The sequence below is a fragment of the Mycobacterium sp. 1081908.1 genome (assembly GCF_001673535.1).
GTDB lineage: Bacteria > Actinomycetota > Actinomycetes > Mycobacteriales > Mycobacteriaceae > Mycobacterium.
The window spans coordinates 1-18,615 of record NZ_LZLY01000075.1; the positions used below are offsets into that span (position 1 = coordinate 1).

Annotated in this window: 17 protein-coding genes, 2 tRNA genes and 1 pseudogene; 13 read left to right on the forward strand and 7 right to left on the reverse strand. The window is 68.9% G+C overall.

Translation table 11 applies throughout. The features are described 5' to 3' along the window. Positions 1–566, forward strand: a 566-nt coding sequence (locus A5655_RS10615) for a DoxX family protein (RefSeq protein ID WP_067009359.1), incomplete at its 5' end; no start/stop codon positions are given. A 3-nt stretch (positions 567–569) separates the two neighbouring features. Here A5655_RS10615 and A5655_RS10620 read toward each other — a convergent pair. Then, a complete protein-coding gene (locus A5655_RS10620; RefSeq protein WP_067009435.1) occupies positions 570–908 on the reverse strand; it encodes a PH domain-containing protein in 339 nt (112 codons plus the stop codon). A gap of 384 nt (positions 909–1,292) precedes the next feature. On the opposite strand from A5655_RS10620, the gene A5655_RS10625 reads away from it, so the two are divergent. From A5655_RS10625 to ilvC, 3 genes are read left to right on the forward strand one after another with little or no spacing between them, the layout of a single operon-like run. After that, positions 1,293–3,161: an acetolactate synthase large subunit gene (locus A5655_RS10625; RefSeq protein ID WP_067009362.1), complete on the forward strand. Its 1,869-nt coding sequence runs from the start codon at positions 1,293–1,295 to the stop codon at positions 3,159–3,161. After that, positions 3,161–3,661, forward strand: a complete 501-nt coding sequence (ilvN, locus tag A5655_RS10630) for an acetolactate synthase small subunit (protein ID WP_067009364.1) — start codon at positions 3,161–3,163, stop codon at positions 3,659–3,661. Before A5655_RS10625 ends, ilvN begins: the two co-directional genes overlap by 1 nt. Positions 3,662–3,694: 33 nt before the next feature. Beyond that, entirely contained in the window at positions 3,695–4,696 is a 1,002-nt protein-coding gene (gene ilvC, locus A5655_RS10635; protein ID WP_082978590.1) for a ketol-acid reductoisomerase, read from the forward strand. Between the two features lie 69 nt (positions 4,697–4,765). Here ilvC and wrbA read toward each other — a convergent pair whose 3' ends face one another. Both wrbA and A5655_RS10645 read right to left on the reverse strand, forming a co-directional pair. Beyond that, complete coding sequence (gene wrbA, locus A5655_RS10640; protein WP_067009369.1) at positions 4,766–5,368, reverse strand: NAD(P)H:quinone oxidoreductase; 603 nt, start codon at positions 5,366–5,368, stop codon at positions 4,766–4,768. Next, positions 5,365–6,792: an NAD(P)/FAD-dependent oxidoreductase gene (locus tag A5655_RS10645; protein ID WP_067009372.1), complete on the reverse strand. Its 1,428-nt coding sequence runs from the start codon at positions 6,790–6,792 to the stop codon at positions 5,365–5,367. The genes wrbA and A5655_RS10645 overlap by 4 nt, the downstream gene beginning before the upstream one ends. 29 nt (positions 6,793–6,821) lie before the next feature. Here A5655_RS10645 and serA point away from each other — a divergent pair, with 29 nt between their 5' ends. Both serA and A5655_RS10655 read left to right on the forward strand, forming a co-directional pair. After that, on the forward strand, positions 6,822–8,408 hold the full coding sequence (gene serA / locus A5655_RS10650; RefSeq protein WP_067009375.1) for a phosphoglycerate dehydrogenase: 1,587 nt from the start codon (positions 6,822–6,824) through the stop codon (positions 8,406–8,408). Continuing rightward, complete coding sequence (locus tag A5655_RS10655) at positions 8,405–9,415, forward strand: 3-isopropylmalate dehydrogenase (RefSeq protein ID WP_067009377.1); 1,011 nt, start codon at positions 8,405–8,407, stop codon at positions 9,413–9,415. Before serA ends, A5655_RS10655 begins: the two co-directional genes overlap by 4 nt. Before the next feature lie 133 nt (positions 9,416–9,548). On the opposite strand, the pseudogene A5655_RS27075 reads toward A5655_RS10655, so the two are convergent. Next, positions 9,549–10,610 (reverse strand): annotated as a pseudogene (locus A5655_RS27075) (MFS transporter); the annotation flags it as partial. 69 nt (positions 10,611–10,679) lie between these two features. Between A5655_RS27075 and A5655_RS10665 the strand changes: the two are divergent. The 4 genes from A5655_RS10665 to A5655_RS10680 all read left to right on the forward strand — a co-directional run bounded on the left by A5655_RS10665 (position 10,680) and on the right by A5655_RS10680 (position 13,251). Next, positions 10,680–11,480, forward strand: a complete 801-nt coding sequence (locus A5655_RS10665) for a fumarylacetoacetate hydrolase family protein (protein ID WP_067009383.1) — start codon at positions 10,680–10,682, stop codon at positions 11,478–11,480. Beyond that, positions 11,477–12,931 carry a glutamate--tRNA ligase gene (gltX, locus tag A5655_RS10670; protein ID WP_082978591.1) on the forward strand — a complete coding sequence of 485 codons (1,455 nt, stop codon included), beginning with the start codon at positions 11,477–11,479 and terminating at the stop codon, positions 12,929–12,931. Before A5655_RS10665 ends, gltX begins: the two co-directional genes overlap by 4 nt. Positions 12,932–13,034: 103 nt before the next feature. Next, positions 13,035–13,106, forward strand: a tRNA-Gln gene (locus tag A5655_RS10675). Between the two features lie 72 nt (positions 13,107–13,178). Continuing rightward, positions 13,179–13,251, forward strand: a tRNA-Glu gene (locus A5655_RS10680). Between the two features lie 7 nt (positions 13,252–13,258). On the opposite strand, the gene A5655_RS10685 is transcribed toward A5655_RS10680, so the two are convergent. After that, positions 13,259–13,771, reverse strand: a complete 513-nt coding sequence (locus tag A5655_RS10685; protein ID WP_067009386.1) for a pyridoxamine 5'-phosphate oxidase family protein — start codon at positions 13,769–13,771, stop codon at positions 13,259–13,261. A gap of 143 nt (positions 13,772–13,914) precedes the next feature. Next, the gene (locus A5655_RS10690; protein ID WP_067009389.1) at positions 13,915–14,616 is read right to left on the reverse strand and encodes an IclR family transcriptional regulator; all 702 of its coding nucleotides are present in this window, start codon (positions 14,614–14,616) and stop codon (positions 13,915–13,917) included. A 66-nt stretch (positions 14,617–14,682) separates the two neighbouring features. On the opposite strand from A5655_RS10690, the gene leuC reads away from it, so the two are divergent. The 3 genes from leuC (at position 14,683) to A5655_RS27080 (ending at position 17,563) form a co-directional block, all read left to right on the forward strand. After that, positions 14,683–16,119 (forward strand): 3-isopropylmalate dehydratase large subunit, encoded by a 1,437-nt coding sequence (leuC, locus tag A5655_RS10695; protein WP_067009392.1) that lies wholly within the window; start codon positions 14,683–14,685, stop codon positions 16,117–16,119. Between the two features lie 18 nt (positions 16,120–16,137). Beyond that, positions 16,138–16,734 (forward strand): 3-isopropylmalate dehydratase small subunit, encoded by a 597-nt coding sequence (leuD, locus tag A5655_RS10700; RefSeq protein ID WP_067009395.1) that lies wholly within the window; start codon positions 16,138–16,140, stop codon positions 16,732–16,734. A gap of 214 nt (positions 16,735–16,948) precedes the next feature. Then, positions 16,949–17,563, forward strand: a complete 615-nt coding sequence (locus tag A5655_RS27080; protein ID WP_082978592.1) for an HU family DNA-binding protein — start codon at positions 16,949–16,951, stop codon at positions 17,561–17,563. Positions 17,564–17,624: 61 nt separating this feature from the next. On the opposite strand, the gene A5655_RS10710 is transcribed toward A5655_RS27080, so the two are convergent. Beyond that, the gene (locus tag A5655_RS10710; protein WP_067009401.1) at positions 17,625–18,572 is read right to left on the reverse strand and encodes an NUDIX hydrolase; all 948 of its coding nucleotides are present in this window, start codon (positions 18,570–18,572) and stop codon (positions 17,625–17,627) included. Positions 18,573–18,615 lie beyond the last annotated feature (43 nt).

Below are 18,615 nucleotides of genomic sequence, written 5' to 3' on the forward strand. Positions count from 1 at the left end.
TCGACGGGGACAACGACGACGAGCGCCACCGCGAGGTCGGCAGGCGCGGCACGCAGCACCTGGGTTTGCTGGTGCTGCGGGTCGGGCTGGGCGTGGTGCTGGGGGCCCACGGCCTGCAGAAGCTGTTCGGCTGGTGGGGCGGCTCGGGGGTGACCGGTTTCAAGAACTCGCTGTCCGATGTCGGCTATCAGCACGCCGACGTCCTGGCCTACGTGAGCGCCGGCGGCGAGACCGTGGCCGCCGTGCTGCTGGTGCTGGGGCTGTTCACCCCGATAGCCGCGGCGGGTGCGCTGGCGTTCCTGATAAACGGCCTGCTCGCCACCGTTTCCGCGCGGCCGCACTCGCACACCTTCGCGTACTTCCTGCCCGACGGGCACGAATACCAGATCACCCTGATCGTGATGGCCGTGGCCGTCATCCTGTGCGGGCCGGGCCGTTACGGCCTGGACGCCGGCAGGGGTTGGGCGCACCGCCCCTTCATCGGGTCGTTCGTCGCCCTGCTGGCCGGCATCGCCGCCGGCGTCGCCGTCTGGGTCATGCTCAACGGGGTCAACCCGATCGCCTGACCCTCAGCGATAGGGGTTGGGCACCCGTCCCGCGCTGGCCTCGGTCAGCTGCGGCAGCGTGGCGAAAGTAACCGCGGGCAGGCGCAGCTCGGCGCCGCTTTTCAGGCGGGCGCGCGCCCAGGAACCGCGCTGGAATCGCAGCCCGTCGACGTCTTCCCAGCGCACCTTCTGGCTGCCGAACAGGGTCCGCACCGTCACGCCCTCCTCGTCGGCGACCGTGCGCAGCCGGACGATCAGCGCCGACAACACCACCGGGATCACCAGCAGCGGCGCGGACACCGGCCAGGCCAGCACCGGTATGAGCAGGCCCAGGGTGAAGAACCCGACGGCGAAGTGGGCCATCGGAGACACTTTGATCACGACGGGCGAATCGGTAACCACCCTGGCATCATTTCACCGCCCTGGTTTTCCGCCGCCCCGAGTGTGAACCGGCGGCGACGGTCCACGGCGCGTCGGCGCCCTGGACGCACACGGAAAGCCGTGGCCGCACACGGGCGACCGGATTTGACTGTTGAGCTGTGCGAAGGCTACCGTCGGACGCTATGGAAACCGCCGGAAAGCCCGGGATGCTCGTAGTACTTAGTCAGCGCGTTGGTGCCTGACTGAGCCCTTCAGCATTTGAAGCGATCCAGCACCAACGCGCAACCCTCGTTCAGCCGATGAGCTGGCGGGGGTTTTTTCTTGCGCAGCAACGAAACTTCGAACAGTGAATAGGACCCCAGGACAGTGAGCGCTCCCACCAGGCCAGCCGCCACGCAGGCGCAGGATCCGGCCAGCGTCGCCACGGATGCCGTGAAACCCGCCGCAAAAACTCCCGCCGCTCAACCGAAACGCGTTGCCCCGGAACAACTTACCGGTGCACAGTCGGTGATCCGGTCGCTCGAGGAACTCGACGTCGAGGTCATCTTCGGCATTCCCGGCGGCGCCGTGCTGCCGGTCTACGACCCGCTGTTCGACTCGAAAAAGCTGCGGCACGTGCTGGTTCGCCACGAGCAGGGCGCCGGCCACGCCGCGAGCGGCTACGCGCACGCCACCGGCAAGGTCGGCGTGATGATGGCGACCTCGGGTCCCGGCGCCACCAACCTGGTCACCCCGCTGGCCGACGCGCAGATGGACTCGATCCCCGTCGTCGCCATCACCGGGCAGGTCGGGCGCGGGTTGATCGGCACCGACGCCTTCCAGGAGGCCGACATCTCGGGCATCACGATGCCGATCACCAAGCACAACTTCCTGGTCCGCTCCGGCGACGAGATCCCCCGCGTGCTGGCCGAGGCGTTCCACATCGCCCGCACGGGACGTCCCGGCGCGGTGCTCGTCGACATCCCCAAGGACGTGCTGCAGGGACAGTGCACGTTCAGCTGGCCCCCGCGGATGGATCTGCCGGGCTACAAGCCGAACACCAAGCCGCACAACCGGCAGGTCCGGGAGGCCGCGAAGCTGATCGCGGCCGCCCGCAAACCGGTGCTGTACGTGGGCGGCGGGGTCATCCGCGGCGAGGCGACCGAGCAGCTGCGCGAGCTGGCCGAGCTGACCGGCATCCCGCTGGTCACCACGCTGATGGCGCGCGGCGCCTTCCCCGACAGCCATCCGCAGAACCTCGGCATGCCCGGCATGCACGGCACCGTGGCCGCGGCGGCGGCGCTGCAGCGCAGCGACCTGCTGATCGCGCTGGGCACCCGGTTCGACGACCGGGTGACCGGGCAGCTCGACTCCTTCGCCCCGGAGGCGAAGGTCATCCACGCCGACATCGACCCGGCCGAAATCGGCAAGAACCGGCACGCCGACGTGCCGATCGTCGGCGACGTCAAGGCCGTCATCACCGACCTCATCGCGATGCTGTCGCACCACGACATCCCCGGCCACATCGAGATGACCGACTGGTGGGCCTACCTGCACAGCGTGCAGTCCACCTACCCGCTGAGCTACGGCCCGCAGAGCGACGGCAGCCTGAGCCCGGAATACGTGATCGAGAAGCTGGGCGAGATCGCCGGCCCCGACGCGGTGTACGTCGCCGGTGTCGGCCAGCACCAGATGTGGGCCGCGCAGTTCATCTCCTACGAAAACCCGCGCACCTGGCTCAATTCCGGTGGGCTGGGCACCATGGGGTTCGCCATCCCGGCGGCCATGGGCGCCAAGATCGCCCGCCCGGACGCCGAGGTCTGGGCGATCGACGGCGACGGCTGCTTCCAGATGACCAACCAGGAGCTGGCCACCTGCGCGATCGAGGGCGCGCCGATCAAGGTGGCGCTGATCAACAACGGCAACCTGGGCATGGTGCGCCAGTGGCAGACGCTGTTCTATCAGGAGCGCTACTCGCAGACCGACCTGGCCACGCACTCGCACCGGATTCCGGACTTCGTGAAGCTGGCCGAGGCGCTGGGCTGTGTCGGGTTGCGTTGCGAGCGTGAGGAAGACGTCGTCGACGTGATCAACCAGGCCCGGGCGATCAACGACCGCCCGGTGGTGATCGACTTCATCGTCGGCGCCGACGCCCAGGTGTGGCCGATGGTCGCCGCCGGCACCAGCAACGACGAGATCCAGGCCGCCCGCGGCATCCGCCCGCTGTTCGACGACGAAAGCGAAGGGCACGCCTGATGCACACGCACACGCTGTCGGTGTTGGTGGAGGACAAGCCCGGTGTGCTCGCGCGGGTCGCGGCGCTGTTCTCGCGGCGCGGTTTCAACATCGAGTCGCTGGCCGTCGGCGCCACCGAACAGAAGGACATGTCGCGGATGACCATCGTGGTCTCCGCCGAGGAGACCCCGCTCGAGCAGATCACCAAGCAGCTCAACAAGCTGATCAACGTGATCAAGATCATCGAGCAGGACGACGACAACTCGGTGTCCCGGGAGTTGTCGCTGATCAAGGTGCGGGCCGACGCCGGCACCCGTAGCCAGGTCATCGAGGCGGTGAACCTGTTCCGCGCCAAGGTGATCGACGTGTCACCGGAATCGCTGACCATCGAGGCCACCGGTGACCGCGGCAAGATCGAGGCGTTCCTGCGCGTGCTGGAGCCGTTCGGCATCCGCGAAATCGCTCAATCCGGAATGGTGTCGCTATCCCGCGGTCCGCGCGGTATCGGCACGGCCAAATAGCAAACAAGGAGAAAGTTCACCGTGGCATTAGAGATGTTCTACGACGACGACGCAGACCTGACGATCGTCCAGGGCCGCAAGGTCGGCGTCATCGGATACGGCAGCCAGGGGCACGCGCACTCGCTGAGCCTGCGCGACTCGGGCGTGCAGGTGCGCGTCGGGCTCAAGGAGGGCTCGAAGTCCCGGGCCAAGGTCGAAGAGCAGGGCCTGGAGGTCGACACCCCGGCCGAGGTCGCCAAGTGGGCCGACGTCATCATGCTGCTGGCCCCCGACACCGCGCAGGCCGACATCTTCAAGAACGACATCGAGCCCAACCTGAAGGCCGGCGACGCTTTGTTTTTCGGCCACGGGCTCAACATCCACTTCGACCTGATCAAGCCGCCCGCCGACGTCACGGTCGCGATGGTCGCCCCCAAGGGGCCCGGCCACCTGGTGCGCCGCCAGTTCGTCGACGGCAAGGGCGTGCCGTGTTTGATCGCCGTCGACCAGGACCCGACCGGTCAGGGCGAGGCGCTGGCGCTGTCGTACGCCAAGGCCATCGGCGGCACTCGGGCCGGCGTCATCAAGACCACGTTCAAGGACGAGACCGAGACGGACCTGTTCGGTGAGCAGGCCGTGTTGTGCGGCGGCACAGAGGAATTGGTGAAGGCCGGCTTCGACGTGATGGTCGAGGCGGGCTACCCGCCGGAGATGGCGTACTTCGAGGTGCTGCACGAGCTCAAGCTGATCGTCGACCTGATGTACGAGGGCGGGATCGCCCGGATGAACTACTCGGTGTCCGACACCGCGGAGTTCGGCGGGTACCTGTCCGGCCCGCGCGTCATCGACGCCGGCACCAAGGAGCGGATGCGCGACATCCTGCGCGAGATTCAGGACGGCACCTTCACCAAGAAGCTGGTCGCCAACGTCGAGGGCGGCAACAAGCAGCTCGAGCAGTTGCGCAAGGAGAACGCCGAGCACCCCATCGAGGTCACCGGCAAGAAGCTGCGTGACCTGATGAGCTGGGTGGACCGGCCGATCACCGAGACGGCGTAGCCCCTGCGTCGAACGTGCACTGAGGGCGAACTTTCGGCGATTTTTTCGCCGTGAGTGCACGTTCGGCGGCTAGGACCCCGCCAGGCGCCCGGCGACGGCCACCACCCGGCGCGCCAGGTGGTCGAGGGCGTTGTCGGTGGGCTCGCCGAATTCGTTGATGTTGTCGTGGGTGGACACCAGGCACACCCCGTACGGGTTGCCGTCGACGAACTTGACCGGGTCGGTATAACCCGGCGGCACGATGATGCCGCCGAAATGCATCAGCGTGATGTAGAGCGACAGCAGCGTGGTCTCCTGGCCGCCGTGCAGCGTGTTGGACGACGTGAAGGCCGCATACACCTTGTCCGCGAGCTTGCCCTCGGCCCACAGCCCGCCCAGCGAGTCCAGGAAGGCGCGCAATTGCGCTGCGGGGGAACCGAAGCGGGTCGGCGAGCCGAAGATCACCGCGTCGGCCCACACGATGTCGTCGCCGGTGGCCGCGGGAAGGTCCTTGGTCGCTTGGTAATTCGCCGTCCACGCCGGGTTGTGCGCGAACGATTCCGGGTCGTGGGTTTCGGCGACGTGCCGTACGCGCACCTCGGCGCCGGCCGACTCGGCCGCCGCGGCGACGCGGCGGGCCATCGCGGTGCCGTGACCGGTGGCCGAGTAGTAGATGATCGCGAGATTCGTCATGGCGCGAGCTTAGGCATGCCCAAGCCGAATTCGCGGCGCAACAAGGTGCGTGCGGCGTAGTACCCGGACATGCCGTGCACGCCGCCGCCGGGCGGAGTGGCCGCCGAGCACAGGTAGGCCTTCGGAATCGGTGTGCTCCAAGGGTTTAGCCTCGGTGTGGGGCCGGCGATCGCCCGCCAGGCGGAATTTCCGCCCATCCCGATGTCGCCGCCGACGTAGTTCGCATTGTGGTCGGCCATCCGGGCGGCGGGCACGGCGCGGGCCGCCACCACGATGTCGCGGAACCCGGGCGCGAACCGTTCGACGATTCCGGTGACGGCCTCTGTCGCGTCGAGGGTGGAACCCGACGGCACGTGGGCGTAGGTCCAGAACGGCCGCCGGCCCACGATGTCGATGCGGCCGGGGTCCGCGATGTGGGGCGAGGCGGCCAGCACCATCGGCCACTGCGCGTGGCGCCCGGCGGCGATGTCGGCCTCGGCCCGCGCCATCTGCGCGCGGGTGCCACCCAGGTGCAGGGTCGGTGCCCGGCCCAGCCGCGCATCCGTCCACGGGATGTCCTCGCCGAGCACGAAGTCGACCTTGGCGACGCCGGGGCCAAACGTGTAGCGGCGCAACGCCTTGGCGTAGCGGTCCGGCAGCGCGTCACCGTAGATCCGCAGCAGCGCCGTCGGCGCCGTGTCGAACGCGACCACCCCGCCGGGCGGCTCGGTGACGTCGACGCCGGCGGTGAGCTCGCCACCGTGCGCGCGCAGATCGGCGATCAGCGCATCGGTGATCGCCTGGCTGCCCCCGACCGGGATCGGCCAGCCGACCGAATGAGCGAGCGTGGCCAGCATCAACCCGGCCCCCGCCGCCGTCAACGACGGCATCCGCGAAATCACATGTGCGGCAACGCCGGTGAACAGGGCGCGCGAATCCTCACCGACCAGCGACCCCCACGCGGGCGTTCCCTGCGCGAGCATCCGCAGTCCCAGTTGCAGCGCCGACGGCAGCGAGCCGGGCACCGATCGTTTGTCGCCGAGCAGCAGCCCCACGACGTCTTCGGAACGCTCGACCAGCGGTCCGAGCAGGCGCCGCCACGACGCGCCGTGCTCCAGTTCGGCGCAGGTGCGCTCGAGGTCCCGGTAGGCGATGACCGCCGGCCGGCCCGGCAGCGGGTTGGCGTAGGAAATCTCCGGGACCGCCAGGTGCACGCCGCGCGCGGGCAGGTCGAACGCCGCGAAGAACGGCGACGCCAGCGCCAGCGGGTGAACCGCCGAGCACACGTCGTGCAAGACTCCCGGAGAATCTGGATCCGGCGCGGTGCGGGCACCCCCGCCGAAGGTCGCCTGCTCCTCGACGACCAGGACTTTCAGGCCCGCGCGGGCGCAGATGACGGCCGCCGTGAGCCCGTTGGGCCCGCTCCCGATGACGGTGACGTCCACCGGTCAATTACAGCCGATAGGCTGTCCGGGTGAATCTGCCTGTTGTACTTATCGCCGACAAACTCGCCGAATCAACCGTCGCCGCGCTGGGGGACCAGGTCGAGGTGCGCTGGGTGGATGGCCCGGACCGGCCCAAGCTGCTGGCCGCCGTCCCCGACGCGGACGCGCTGCTGGTGCGGTCGGCCACCACCGTCGACGCCGAGGTGCTCGCGGCCGCCCCCAAGCTCAAGATCGTCGCCCGCGCCGGGGTCGGCCTGGACAACGTCGACGTGGACGCCGCGACCGCGCGCGGTGTGCTGGTGGTCAACGCCCCCACATCGAACATCCACAGCGCCGCCGAGCACGCGATGGCGCTGCTGCTGGCCGCCGCCCGCCAGATCGCGGCCGCCGACGCCACGCTGCGGGAGCACACCTGGAAACGCTCGAAGTTCTCGGGCACCGAAATCTTCGGCAAGACCGTCGGGGTCGTTGGGCTGGGCCGCATCGGCCAGCTGTTCGCGCAGCGCATCGCCGCCTTCGGCACCCACGTCGTCGCCTACGACCCGTACCTGGCGCCGGCCCGTGCCGCGCAGCTCGGCATCGAACTGCTGCCCCTGGACGACCTGCTGGCCCGCGCCGACTTCATCTCGGTGCACCTGCCGAAGACACCGGAGACCGCGGGCCTGATCGACAAGGAGGCGCTGGCCAAGACCAAGCCGGGCGTCATCATCGTCAACGCCGCGCGCGGCGGCCTGGTGGACGAGGCGGCGCTGGCCGACGCGGTCAACAGCGGGCATGTCCGCGCCGCCGGCCTCGACGTGTTCTCCACCGAACCCTGCACGGACAGCCCGCTTTTCGAGCTGCCGCAGGTGGTGGTGACGCCGCATCTGGGCGCGTCCACCGCCGAGGCGCAGGACCGGGCCGGCACCGACGTCGCGGAGAGCGTGCGGCTGGCGCTGGCGGGGGAGTTCGTTCCCGACGCCGTCAACGTCGGCGGCGGCGTGGTCAGCGAGGAGGTGGCGCCCTGGCTGGACCTGGTGCGCAAGCTCGGGGTGCTGGCGGCCGCGCTGTCGGGCGAGGTCCCGGTGTCCCTGTCGGTGCAGGTGCGCGGCGAGCTTGCCTCGGAAGATGTTGAGGTGCTTCGGCTTTCGGCGCTGCGCGGGCTGTTCTCGGCCGTCATCGACGAACCGGTGACGTTCGTCAACGCGCCGGCGCTGGCGGCCGAACGGGGTGTTTCCGCCGAGATCACCACCGCTTCCGAAAGCCCCAACCACCGCAGCGTCGTCGACGTGCGGGCCGTCGCCCACGACGGCTCGTGTGTGAACGTCGCGGGCACGCTGTCCGGGCCGCAGCTGGTCGAGAAGATCGTCCAGATCAACGGCCGCAACTTCGACCTGCGCGCCCAGGGCACCAACCTGGTGATCAACTACGCCGACCAGCCCGGGGCGCTGGGCAAGATCGGAACCCTGCTGGGCGCGGCCGGGGTGAACATCCAGGCGGCGCAGCTGTCCGAGGACGCCGAGGGACCGAGCGCGACGGTCCTGCTGCGGCTGGACCAGGACGTCCCGGCCGACGTGCGGTCGGCGATCGCCGCGGCGGTCGAGGCCAACAAGCTCGAAGTGGTTGACCTGTCGTGAAACTCGCGGTGATCGGCGGCGACGGGATCGGACCCGAGGTGGTGGCCGAGGCCGTCAAAGTCCTTGACGCGGTTGTGCCGAACGTCGAAAAGACCAGCTACGACCTGGGCGCCCGCCGCTTCCACGCCACCGGCGAGCTGCTGCCGGACTCGGTGCTGGCCGAATTGCGCGAGCACGACGCGATCCTGCTCGGGGCGGTCGGCGACCCGTCGGTGCCCAGCGGCGTGCTGGAGCGAGGCCTGTTGCTGCGCCTGCGCTTTGAGCTCGACCACCACGTCAACCTGCGACCGGGCCGGCTGTACAAGGGGGTGAGCAGCCCGCTCGCCGGAAACCCCGAGATCGACTTCGTGGTGGTGCGCGAGGGCACCGAGGGCCCCTACACCGGCAACGGCGGCGCGATCCGCGCCGGGACGCCGAACGAAGTGGCCACCGAGGTCAGCGTCAACACCGCGTTCGGCGTGCGCCGCGTGGTGCGCTACGCGTTCGAGAAGGCCCGGCTGCGCCGCAAGCACTTGACGCTGGTGCACAAGAACAACGTGCTGACGTTCGCCGGGAAGCTGTGGACGCGGATCGTGGCCGAGGTCGGCGCGGACTACCCCGACGTCGAGGTCGCCTACCAACACGTCGACGCCGCCACCATCTTCATGGTCACCGACCCCGGGCGGTTCGACGTGATCGTCACCGACAACCTGTTCGGCGACATCATCACCGACCTGTCCGCGGCGGTGTGCGGCGGAATTGGCTTGGCCGCCAGCGGAAATATCGACGCCACCCGGGCCAATCCCTCGATGTTCGAGCCGGTGCACGGCAGCGCCCCCGACATCGCCGGTCAGGGCATCGCGGATCCGACCGCGGCGATCATGTCGGTGGCGCTGCTGCTTTCCCACCTCGGCGAGGACGCTGCGGCCGCGCGGGTGGATGGGGCCGTCGAGACCTATCTGGCAACTCGTGGGAGCGAACGGCGCGCCACCACCGAAGTCGGCGAACTGATCGCAGCCGCGCTGTAGTTTCCAGGCCGGGCGGCAACAGCCGCACCGGCACCAGGGGCACCGCCGCCAGCGGGAACAACCCGCACAGCAGCCACGCCGACGGATAGCGCGCCGCACCGATCAGCGCGCCGAACAGCGGGGGACCGACGGCCGCCATCACGCGCTGCGTGGTGTTCTGGATGCCCAGGGCGCGTCCGCTCCAGAACGGCCCGGCGAACTCGGTGATGGCGGTCGCCTCCAGGCCGTTGTCGAGCACGGCGAGCACCGAGATGGTGACCATCAGCGGGATGTCGAACCGCGAATCGAGGCGGTCCGAAAGGGCCAGCAGAAACAGGGTCAGCGCGGCGGCGGCGGCGATGACGGCGACCGGTTGCAAGCGTGAGCCGATGCGATCGGACCAGCGGCCCACCGCGACCCGGCCAGCCGCGCCGAGCAGCTGCGACAGCGTGACCAGGCCGCCTGCCGCGGCGACCGACCAGTGGTGGTGGTTCATCAGCCAAACCAGCATGAACGTCACGGTCACCGTTTGCGGCATCATGAGCAGGCCCGCGACGGCGTGGATGCGCCACAGCACCGATGACCCGCGATACGGGCTGGCCAGCTCCGCTGTGCTGGCCGCCTCCCGGGGCTTGCGCACCGGGTTGACGATGCCGAGGGCGCTCGCCACCGTGGCCGCCGTGCACACCAGCGCCGGAAACATCAGCCCCGCGTGCGGGCCGCGCTCGGCCAGCTCGGGCATGATCAGCGCGCCGGCCGCGATGCCCAACGGCTGCGCGGTCTGCCGGATCCCCATCGCGAGGCCGCGCTGCTGCGGGGGAAACCACGCCGACACCAGCCGGCCGCCGGCGGTGTTGCAACTGGCGGCGGCCATGCCCCCGACGAACAGGTAGACGGCGACCCACACCATCGAGTGCACCGACGCCGCGGCGAAGGCGGCGGCCGCGGTGAGCGCCGAGCCCAGCGTCAGCACCAGCCGCTCGCCGACGCGGTCGAGCACGTAGCCCCATGCGATCAGCGTGACCACCATGCCCCAGCTCGGCATCGATGACAGCAGACCGGCTTCGGCCAGCGGGGTGCCGCGCGTGGCCTCCAGCGACGGGATCAGGAACGCGACGCCGTTGATGAATAGGAAAGAACTGGTCGTCACGAACAGCGAGACGATCATGATCGACCACCGCTTGCCGGCACTCGCCGCGGGCTGCCCGTCGGGCATCAGTCCATGCTTGCACAAGCGTGGCACCGGTTGCGGGAGGCGACAGGCCGCCTCACTAGGCTTCTGCGAATGCGCCTCGGTCGAATCGCCAGCCCGGACGGTGTCGCCTTCGTCAGCATCGAGGGCGAACTCGACGATCCCGCCGCGATGACCGCGCGCGAGATCGCCGAGCACCCGTTCGGCACCCCGACGTTCACCGGCCGGTCGTGGCCGTTGGCCGACGTGCGGTTGCTGGCCCCGATGCTGGCCGGAAAGGTGGTCTGCGTCGGCAAGAACTACGCCGATCACATCGCGGAAATGGGCGGCTTCGAAACCGGCCCGGCCCCGGCCGACCCGATCATCTTCCTCAAGCCCAACACCGCCATCATCGGGCCCAACGTGCCGATTCGGTTGCCCGCCAACGCATCACCGGTGCACTTCGAGGGTGAGCTGGCGGCGGTCATCGGCCGGCCGTGCAAGGACGTCTCGGCCGCCCAGGCCGCCGACAACATCCTCGGCTACACCGTCGCCAACGACGTGTCGGCGCGCGATCAGCAAAAGGCCGACGGCCAATGGACCCGCGCCAAGGGCCACGACAGCTTCTGCCCGGTCGGGCCGTGGATCGTCACCGATGTCGACCCGGCGGATCTCGAACTGCGCACGGAGGTCAACGGCGAGGTGAAGCAACACAGCCGCACGTCGCTGATGATCCACGACGTCGGCGCCATCGTGGAGTGGATCTCGGCCGTGATGACCCTGCTGCCCGGCGATCTCATCCTCACCGGCACGCCGGCCGGCGTCGGGCCCATCGAGGACGGCGACACGGTATCCATCACCGTCGAGGGCATCGGCAGCCTCGTCAATCCCGTTGTCCGCAAAGGAAAGTCGTGACCGTTCGAGTCCGGTTCTGCCCGTCGCCCACCGGCACCCCGCACGTCGGGATGGTACGCACCGCGCTGTTCAACTGGGCCTACGCCCGACACACCGGCGGCACCTTCGTCTTTCGCATCGAGGACACCGACGCGCAGCGCGACACCGAGGAAAGCTATCTGGCGCTGCTCGACGCGCTGCGCTGGCTGGGCCTCGACTGGGACGAGGGCCCGGAGGTCGGCGGGCCCTACGGGCCGTACCGGCAGTCGCTGCGCGGCGAGATCTACCGCGACGTGGTGGCGCGGCTGCTCGAGGCCGGGGAGGCCTACTACGCCTTCTCGACGCCGGAGGAGGTCGAGGCGCGTCACATCGCCGCCGGCCGCAATCCCAAGCTGGGCTACGACAACTTCGACCGGCAGCTGACCGATTCGCAGCGCGCGGCGTTCCTGGCCGAAGGACGTCAGCCGGTGGTGCGGCTGCGCATGCCCGACGACGACCTCGGCTGGGACGACCTGGTGCGCGGCACGACCACCTTCGCGGCGGGCAGCGTGCCCGATTTCGCGCTGACCCGCGCCAACGGAGATCCGTTGTACACCTTGGTCAACCCGGTCGACGACGCGCTGATGAAGATCACCCACGTGCTGCGCGGGGAGGACCTGCTGCCGTCGACCCCGCGCCAGCTGGCGCTGTATCGGGCGCTGATGCGGATCGGCGTCGCCGAGCGCACACCGCAATTCGCGCACCTGCCAACCGTGTTGGGCGAGGGAACCAAGAAGCTGTCCAAGCGCGACCCGCAGTCGAACCTGTTCGCCCATCGCGACCGGGGCTTCATCCCCGAGGGCCTGCTGAATTACCTTGCGCTGCTGGGCTGGGCGATCGCCGACGATCACGACCTGTTCAGCCTGGACGAAATGGTGGCCGCCTTCGACGTCGTCGACGTCAACTCCAACCCGGCCCGATTCGACCAGAAGAAGGCCGACGCGCTGAACGCCGAGCACATCCGGATGCTGGGCGCCGCCGACTTCGCCGCCAGGCTGCGCGACTACTTCGACACGCACGGCCGTCACATCGGGCTGGACGACACCGGATTCGCCGAAGCCGCCGAGCTGGTGCAGACGCGCATCGTCGTCCTGAGCGACGCGTGGGAGCTGCTGAAGTTCCTCAACGACGACGACTACGCGATCGATGAGAAGGCCGCCGCCAAGGAGCTCGGCCCGGACGGCGCCGCGGTGTTGGAGGCCGCGCTGGCCGCTCTGGACGGCGTGACGGACTGGACGACGGAGCGGATCGAGGCCGCCCTCAAGTCCGCGCTCATCGACGGGCTGGCGCTCAAACCGCGCAAGGCGTTCGGCCCGATCCGCGTCGCCGCGACGGGAACGACGATCAGCCCGCCGCTGTTCGAATCACTGGAACTGCTGGGCCGCGACCGCAGCCTGGCGCGGTTGCGGGCCGCGCGCGACGGGGCGGTCTAACTTTTTGGTAGTCTGCACAGCGGTTTACAAAGGCCGACGACGGCCGGCCACGGCGGCGCGGGAGACCGCAGAACCGTTGTGACCAGCGGTTTTAGGCAGCCAATGGGGTATGGTGTAATTGGCAACACAGCTGATTCTGGTTCAGCCATTCTAGGTTCGAGTCCTGGTACCCCAGCAAGATCGCGGCACGCCCGGCGATTAGGTCGCCCTTCTGCGGTGAGCTATGCTGGCAGCTCGGATCGGTTCAGGCCCCGTCGTCTAGCGGCCTAGGACGCCGCCCTCTCACGGCGGTAGCGTGGGTTCGAATCCCATCGGGGCTACAAAAAACTACTGGCCGGTCCCCAGCACGGCCGGTGCCGTCGATCCGCCGACCGGCATGGCCGGCAATCCGAGCTTGCGGTGATCCCACGAGCGCGCGCGGCGGGCCACGATGCGCACGCACACCCGCTTGTTCATCATCTGCTCGACGAAGGGCTTCATCTCGTCGGTGTAGGGGCCGGTGTAGCGCTCGAACACGCTGACGCCCACCCGGTGCGCGACGTCGGGATCGTCGATGATCTCGGCGACGCCCTCGAACGACACCCCGCGCAGCGTGTCGTAGGTGTCGCCGTCCTCGATCAGAAAGCTCACCCGCGGGTCGCGGGTGAGGTTCACCGCCTTCTGCGACTTGGCCTTGGTCTCGAGCCAGACCTCGCCGTCGACGACGGCATACCACATGGCGGTCAGGTGCGGCTGGCCGTCGGGGCCGACGGTGGCGAGCGTTCCGGTGCGGCTCTTGACGACGAAATCGGCGATCTCGTCCTCCGACATGACGATGCTCGCGCGCTGATTGGTTCCCATGGCCGTCAGTTTGTCAGGTGGGTCGCGGTGCGTGTGCACTGGTGGCTTTGAGAGTGAACGCAGGGCGGGGAATGTGCACCGTTGGCGCCCGGGACGCACGGTCAAAGCCGTGGATTCACACGCGAGCTGGGCTCGGTGCGGATCTAGAGCCGGCGGGTGATCGCCTCCGCGGCGGACAGCAGATCGGCGGCCCAGCGGCCCCCCGGGCGGCGCCCGATGCGATCGACCGGCCCGGACACCGATATCGCGGCGATGACGGCGCCGCCGGCGTCGCGCACCGGCGCCGACACGCTCGCCACCCCGGGCTCGCGCTCGGCGACGCTTTGCGCCCAACCGCGCCGGCGCACTTCGGCCAGGGCCCGGTCGGTGAATTTCGCTGTCGGCAGCACGGCCTTCTGGGTGGCGGCGTCGGCGTGCGCGAGCAACACCTTGGCGCCGGAGCCCGCCGTCATCGGCAGGCGCGCCCCGACCGGAACCGTATCGCGAAGACCCGCAGCCGGTTCCAGGGCGGCCACGCAGACCCGTGACGTGCCCTCGCGTCGATACAACTGCACGCTTTCGCCGGTGGTCTCGCGCAGGCCGGGCAGCACCGCCGCGCTCGCGGCCAGCAGCGGATCGTTGACGCGCGCGGCCAGTTCGGTGACCGCCGGACCCAGCCGCCACCGCCCTTCGTCGTCGCGCGCCAGCAGCCGATGAACTTCGAGGGCGGCCGCCAGCCGGTAGGCGGTGGCCCGGGGCAACCCGGTTCGCTCGCACAATTCGGCCAGGCCGGACGGGGATTCCGCGATCGTATGCAGCACGCCCACCGCTTTGTCGAGGACGCCGATGCCGCTATGCTGTCTCACAAGGAGATACTAGCGTCTCGCATTCTGAGATGACCAGCCGAAAGACCGGATAGGGGCTAATTCGATATGGGATCCGAAGCCAAGCCGCGCACCCTGGCCGAAAAGGTTTGGGACGACCATGTTGTGGCGCCCGGGGGCGGTTCCGACCAAGGCGGTGCCCCCGACTTGATCTACATCGACTTGCATTTGGTGCACGAGGTGACCAGTCCGCAGGCGTTCGACGGCCTGCGCCTGGCCGGCCGGGGAGTGCGGCGCCCCGACCTGACGCTGGCCACCGAGGACCACAACGTGCCCACCGTCGACATCGACAAGCCGATCGCCGACCCGGTGTCGCGCACGCAGGTCGAGACGTTGCGGCGCAACTGCGAGGAATTCGGCGTCCGGCTCTATCCGATGGGCGACATCGAACAGGGCATCGTGCACGTCGTCGGCCCGCAATTGGGTCTCACGCAGCCGGGGATGACGATCGTGTGTGGCGATAGTCACACGTCGACGCACGGCGCATTTGGGGCGCTGGCCATGGGGATTGGCACCTCGGAGGTCGAGCACGTGCTGGCCACCCAGACCCTGCCGCTGCGGCCGTTCAAGACGATGGCGGTCAACGTGGACGGCCGGTTGCCCGCCGGCGTGACCGCCAAGGACATCATTCTCGCGCTGATCGCGAAGATCGGCACCGGCGGCGGACAGGGTCACGTCATCGAATACCGGGGCAGCGCCATCGAATCGCTGTCGATGGAAGGCCGGATGACGGTCTGCAACATGAGCATCGAGGCCGGTGCCAGGGCGGGCATGGTGGCGCCGGACGAGACCACGTACGAATTTTTGCGCGGCCGCCCGCACGCCCCGACCGGCGCGCAGTGGGACGCCGCGGTGGCCTACTGGCAGCAGCTGCGCACCGACCCCGGCGCCGCCTTCGACACCGAGGTCCACCTCGACGCGGCCTCGTTGAGCCCGTTCGTCACGTGGGGGACCAACCCCGGCCAGGGCGTGCCGCTGGGCGCGGCGGTGCCGGACCCCGAACTGATGGGAGACGACGGCGAGCGCCAGGCCGCCGAGAAAGCCTTGGCGTACATGGACCTTCGACCCGGGACGCCGATGCGCGAGATCGGCGTCGACGCCGTGTTCGTCGGCTCCTGTACCAACGGTCGTATCGAAGACCTGCGGGCGGTGGCCGACGTGTTGCGGGGCCGCAAGGTCGCGCCGGGCGTGCGGATGCTCGTCGTGCCGGGCTCCATGCGGGTGCGCGCGCAGGCCGAAGCCGAAGGGCTGGGCGAGGTTTTCACCGCCGCGGGCGCCGAGTGGCGCCAGGCGGGATGCTCGATGTGCCTGGGCATGAACCCCGATCAGCTGTCCCCGGGGGAGCGGTGCGCCGCGACGTCCAACCGCAACTTCGAAGGGCGGCAGGGCAAAGGGGGCCGCACGCACCTGGTATCCCCGGCCGTCGCCGCGGCGACGGCGGTGCGGGGCACGCTGTCCTCGCCGGCCGACTTGAACTCCAACTGATTTTGAATCGAGGACGAAATGGAAGCCTTTCGCACCCACACGGGTATCGGCGTGCCGCTGCGGCGGTCCAATGTCGACACCGACCAGATCATTCCGGCGGTGTACTTGAAGCGGGTAACCCGAACCGGTTTCGAGGACGGCTTGTTCGCCACGTGGCGGTCGGATCCGTCATTCGTGCTCAATCTCAGCCCCTTTGACCGCGGCTCGGTTCTGGTGGCCGGGCCCGATTTCGGCACCGGGTCGTCGCGCGAGCACGCGGTGTGGGCGCTCATGGACTACGGGTTCCGGGTGGTCATCTCGTCTCGATTCGGTGACATTTTCCGGGGCAACGCCGGCAAGGCGGGCCTGCTGGCGGCGGAAGTTTCTCAAGACGGCGTGGAACTCCTTTGGAAGCTCATCGAGGGCAGCCCGGGCTTGGAAATCACTGCCAATCTTCAAGATCGAAATATCACCGCCGGAACGACGGTGCTGCCGTTCAAGATTGACGACCATACCGCGTGGAGATTGCTCGAGGGCCTCGACGATATAGGCCTTACGCTGCGGAAACTCGACAAGATCGAGGCCTTCGAGTCGGCGCGTCCGGAGTGGAAACCGCGCAGTCTGCCCGTCTCCTGAAGGGTCGATCGGGGCGGTGATTTCGGGCCCTAGGGTTTAGGTAGCCCGTCTTATATTGGGCCCGCGCCACCGGTCAAGGGCGGCAACCGGATTGCGAAAAATTCGCTCGTTCCGTCCTGAAATTGCGCGTGGCTCTTGGAAATTTGCTGGGTGAGGGTTTACCGTGTTCGCAGTCGGTTCCCAAAAATGGGACCACTGGCTTCGGAGGGTTTGGATGAACAAAGCAGAGCTCATAGATGTGCTCACACAGAAATTGGGCTCGGACCGTCGGCAGGCGACCGCCGCCGTCGAGAATGTTGTCGACACCATTGTGCGCGCCGTGCACAAGGGCGACAGTGTGACCATTACCGGGTTCGGTGTCTTCGAACAGCGCCGGCGCGCGGCGCGGGTGGCCCGCAATCCGCGCACGGGCGAGACGGTAAAGGTAAAGCCGACATCGGTCCCGGCGTTCCGGCCCGGTGCTCAATTCAAAGCGGTTGTGTCTGGCGCACAGCGCCTCCCGGCGGAAGGACCTGCAGTGAAACGTGGTGTTGTAGCAGCCGGCGCAGCCAAGAAGGCGGCGAAGAAGGCTCCGGCGAAGAAGGCGGCCAGCAAGGCTCCGGCCAAGAAGGCGGCGGCCAAGAAGGCTCCGGCCAAGAAGGCCGCGGTGAAGAAGGCTCCGGCCAAGAAGGCCGCGGTGAAGAAGGCTCCGGCCAAGAAGGCCGCGGTGAAGAGGGCTCCGGCCAAGAAGGCCGCGGTGAAGCGGGCTCCGGCTAAGAAGGCGGCGAGCAAGGCTCCGGCCAGGAAGGCTCCCGCCAAGAAGGCCGCCGCTCGGCGCGGTCGTCGGTAGGAAGTCCCACACGCGAATACCCTTCGGGGTGGCGCAATGCCACCCGGAGGGTATTCGCGTGTCAGGCCCGGACGTTGGCGGCCAGCGCGCCGCCGATGTGATCGGCCGCCACCAGCCGGCCGCCTGACAGCGACAGCACCCACGTACTGCCCTTGTGGTTGCGCGACTTATCGGCGCGCACACCGTCGCGTTCGCACCACCAGGCGATGAGGTCCGGAATCACCTTGCCCTGCGTGCAAATCACCGGGGTGCCCGCCTCCTCTGCGATGCGCAGCATCCGGTGGCGCGCCCGCTTGGCACTCTTCGCGTACGACTCCTCGGTGAGGGCGGGCTCGTTGTGGACGGTCACGCCGAGTTCCTCGGCGAGCGGTTCGACGGTCTGGTGACAGCGGAGCCGGTCCGCCGCGTACACCTCGGTGGCGCCGAAGGCCAGCAGCTGCGGAACCAGCGCCTCGGCCTGCGCGCGTCCCCGCTTGTCGAGCGGGCGTTTGGTGTCGTCGCCTTTGAAACGCGATTTGCGGCCCGCGGTGCCGTGCCGGACCACCAGCACGGTTCGCGTGTCCTCGGGCTGTTTTGCGAAGTGGCGCAACATCTTTCGATCGTGCGGGTAGGTGAGTCTGTCCTTCGCCTCGGCGACCGGCAGCCACACCAACTCGTCGACCTCGCGTCCCGGCGTGAATTCGCCGCCGGTGTCGCGCGCCGCCCAGTAATAGACCTTCTTGACGCCCTGCTCGATCGGATAGCTCACCATGTCGAGCCGGCGGCCGAGGATGGCGCGGTGGCCCGTCTCCTCGAATACCTCGCGGACCGCCGCCACGGGCGCCGTCTCGCCGGGGTCCACCTTGCCCTTCGGCAGCGACCAGTCGTCGTAGCGGGGGCGGTGGATCACCGCGACCTCGAGGGCCGGGACGGCCGGACCGTCGCCGGCCGTGCGCCACAGCACCGCGCCCGCCGCGTAAACGATCCGGCTTCCCGACCGCCGACCCGCCGATGAGGTCTGGTTCGACACCTAAACTCCTGCAGGTCAATTCGGTCGCGGTCGTGGATGCGAC

Coding starts and splice junctions, on each gene's coding strand:
- A5655_RS27080 (WP_082978592.1), top strand. CDS start 16,949: ATGAACAAAGCAGAGCTCATAGATGTGCTCACACAGAAATTGGGCTCG.
- leuD (WP_067009395.1), top strand. CDS start 16,138: ATGGAAGCCTTTCGCACCCACACGGGTATCGGCGTGCCGCTGCGGCGG.
- leuC (WP_067009392.1), top strand. CDS start 14,683: ATGGGATCCGAAGCCAAGCCGCGCACCCTGGCCGAAAAGGTTTGGGAC.
- A5655_RS10620 (WP_067009435.1), bottom strand. CDS start 908: ATGGCCCACTTCGCCGTCGGGTTCTTCACCCTGGGCCTGCTCATACCG.
- A5655_RS10665 (WP_067009383.1), top strand. CDS start 10,680: ATGCGCCTCGGTCGAATCGCCAGCCCGGACGGTGTCGCCTTCGTCAGC.
- wrbA (WP_067009369.1), bottom strand. CDS start 5,368: ATGACGAATCTCGCGATCATCTACTACTCGGCCACCGGTCACGGCACC.
- A5655_RS10685 (WP_067009386.1), bottom strand. CDS start 13,771: ATGGGAACCAATCAGCGCGCGAGCATCGTCATGTCGGAGGACGAGATC.
- ilvN (WP_067009364.1), top strand. CDS start 3,161: ATGCACACGCACACGCTGTCGGTGTTGGTGGAGGACAAGCCCGGTGTG.
- ilvC (WP_082978590.1), top strand. CDS start 3,695: ATGTTCTACGACGACGACGCAGACCTGACGATCGTCCAGGGCCGCAAG.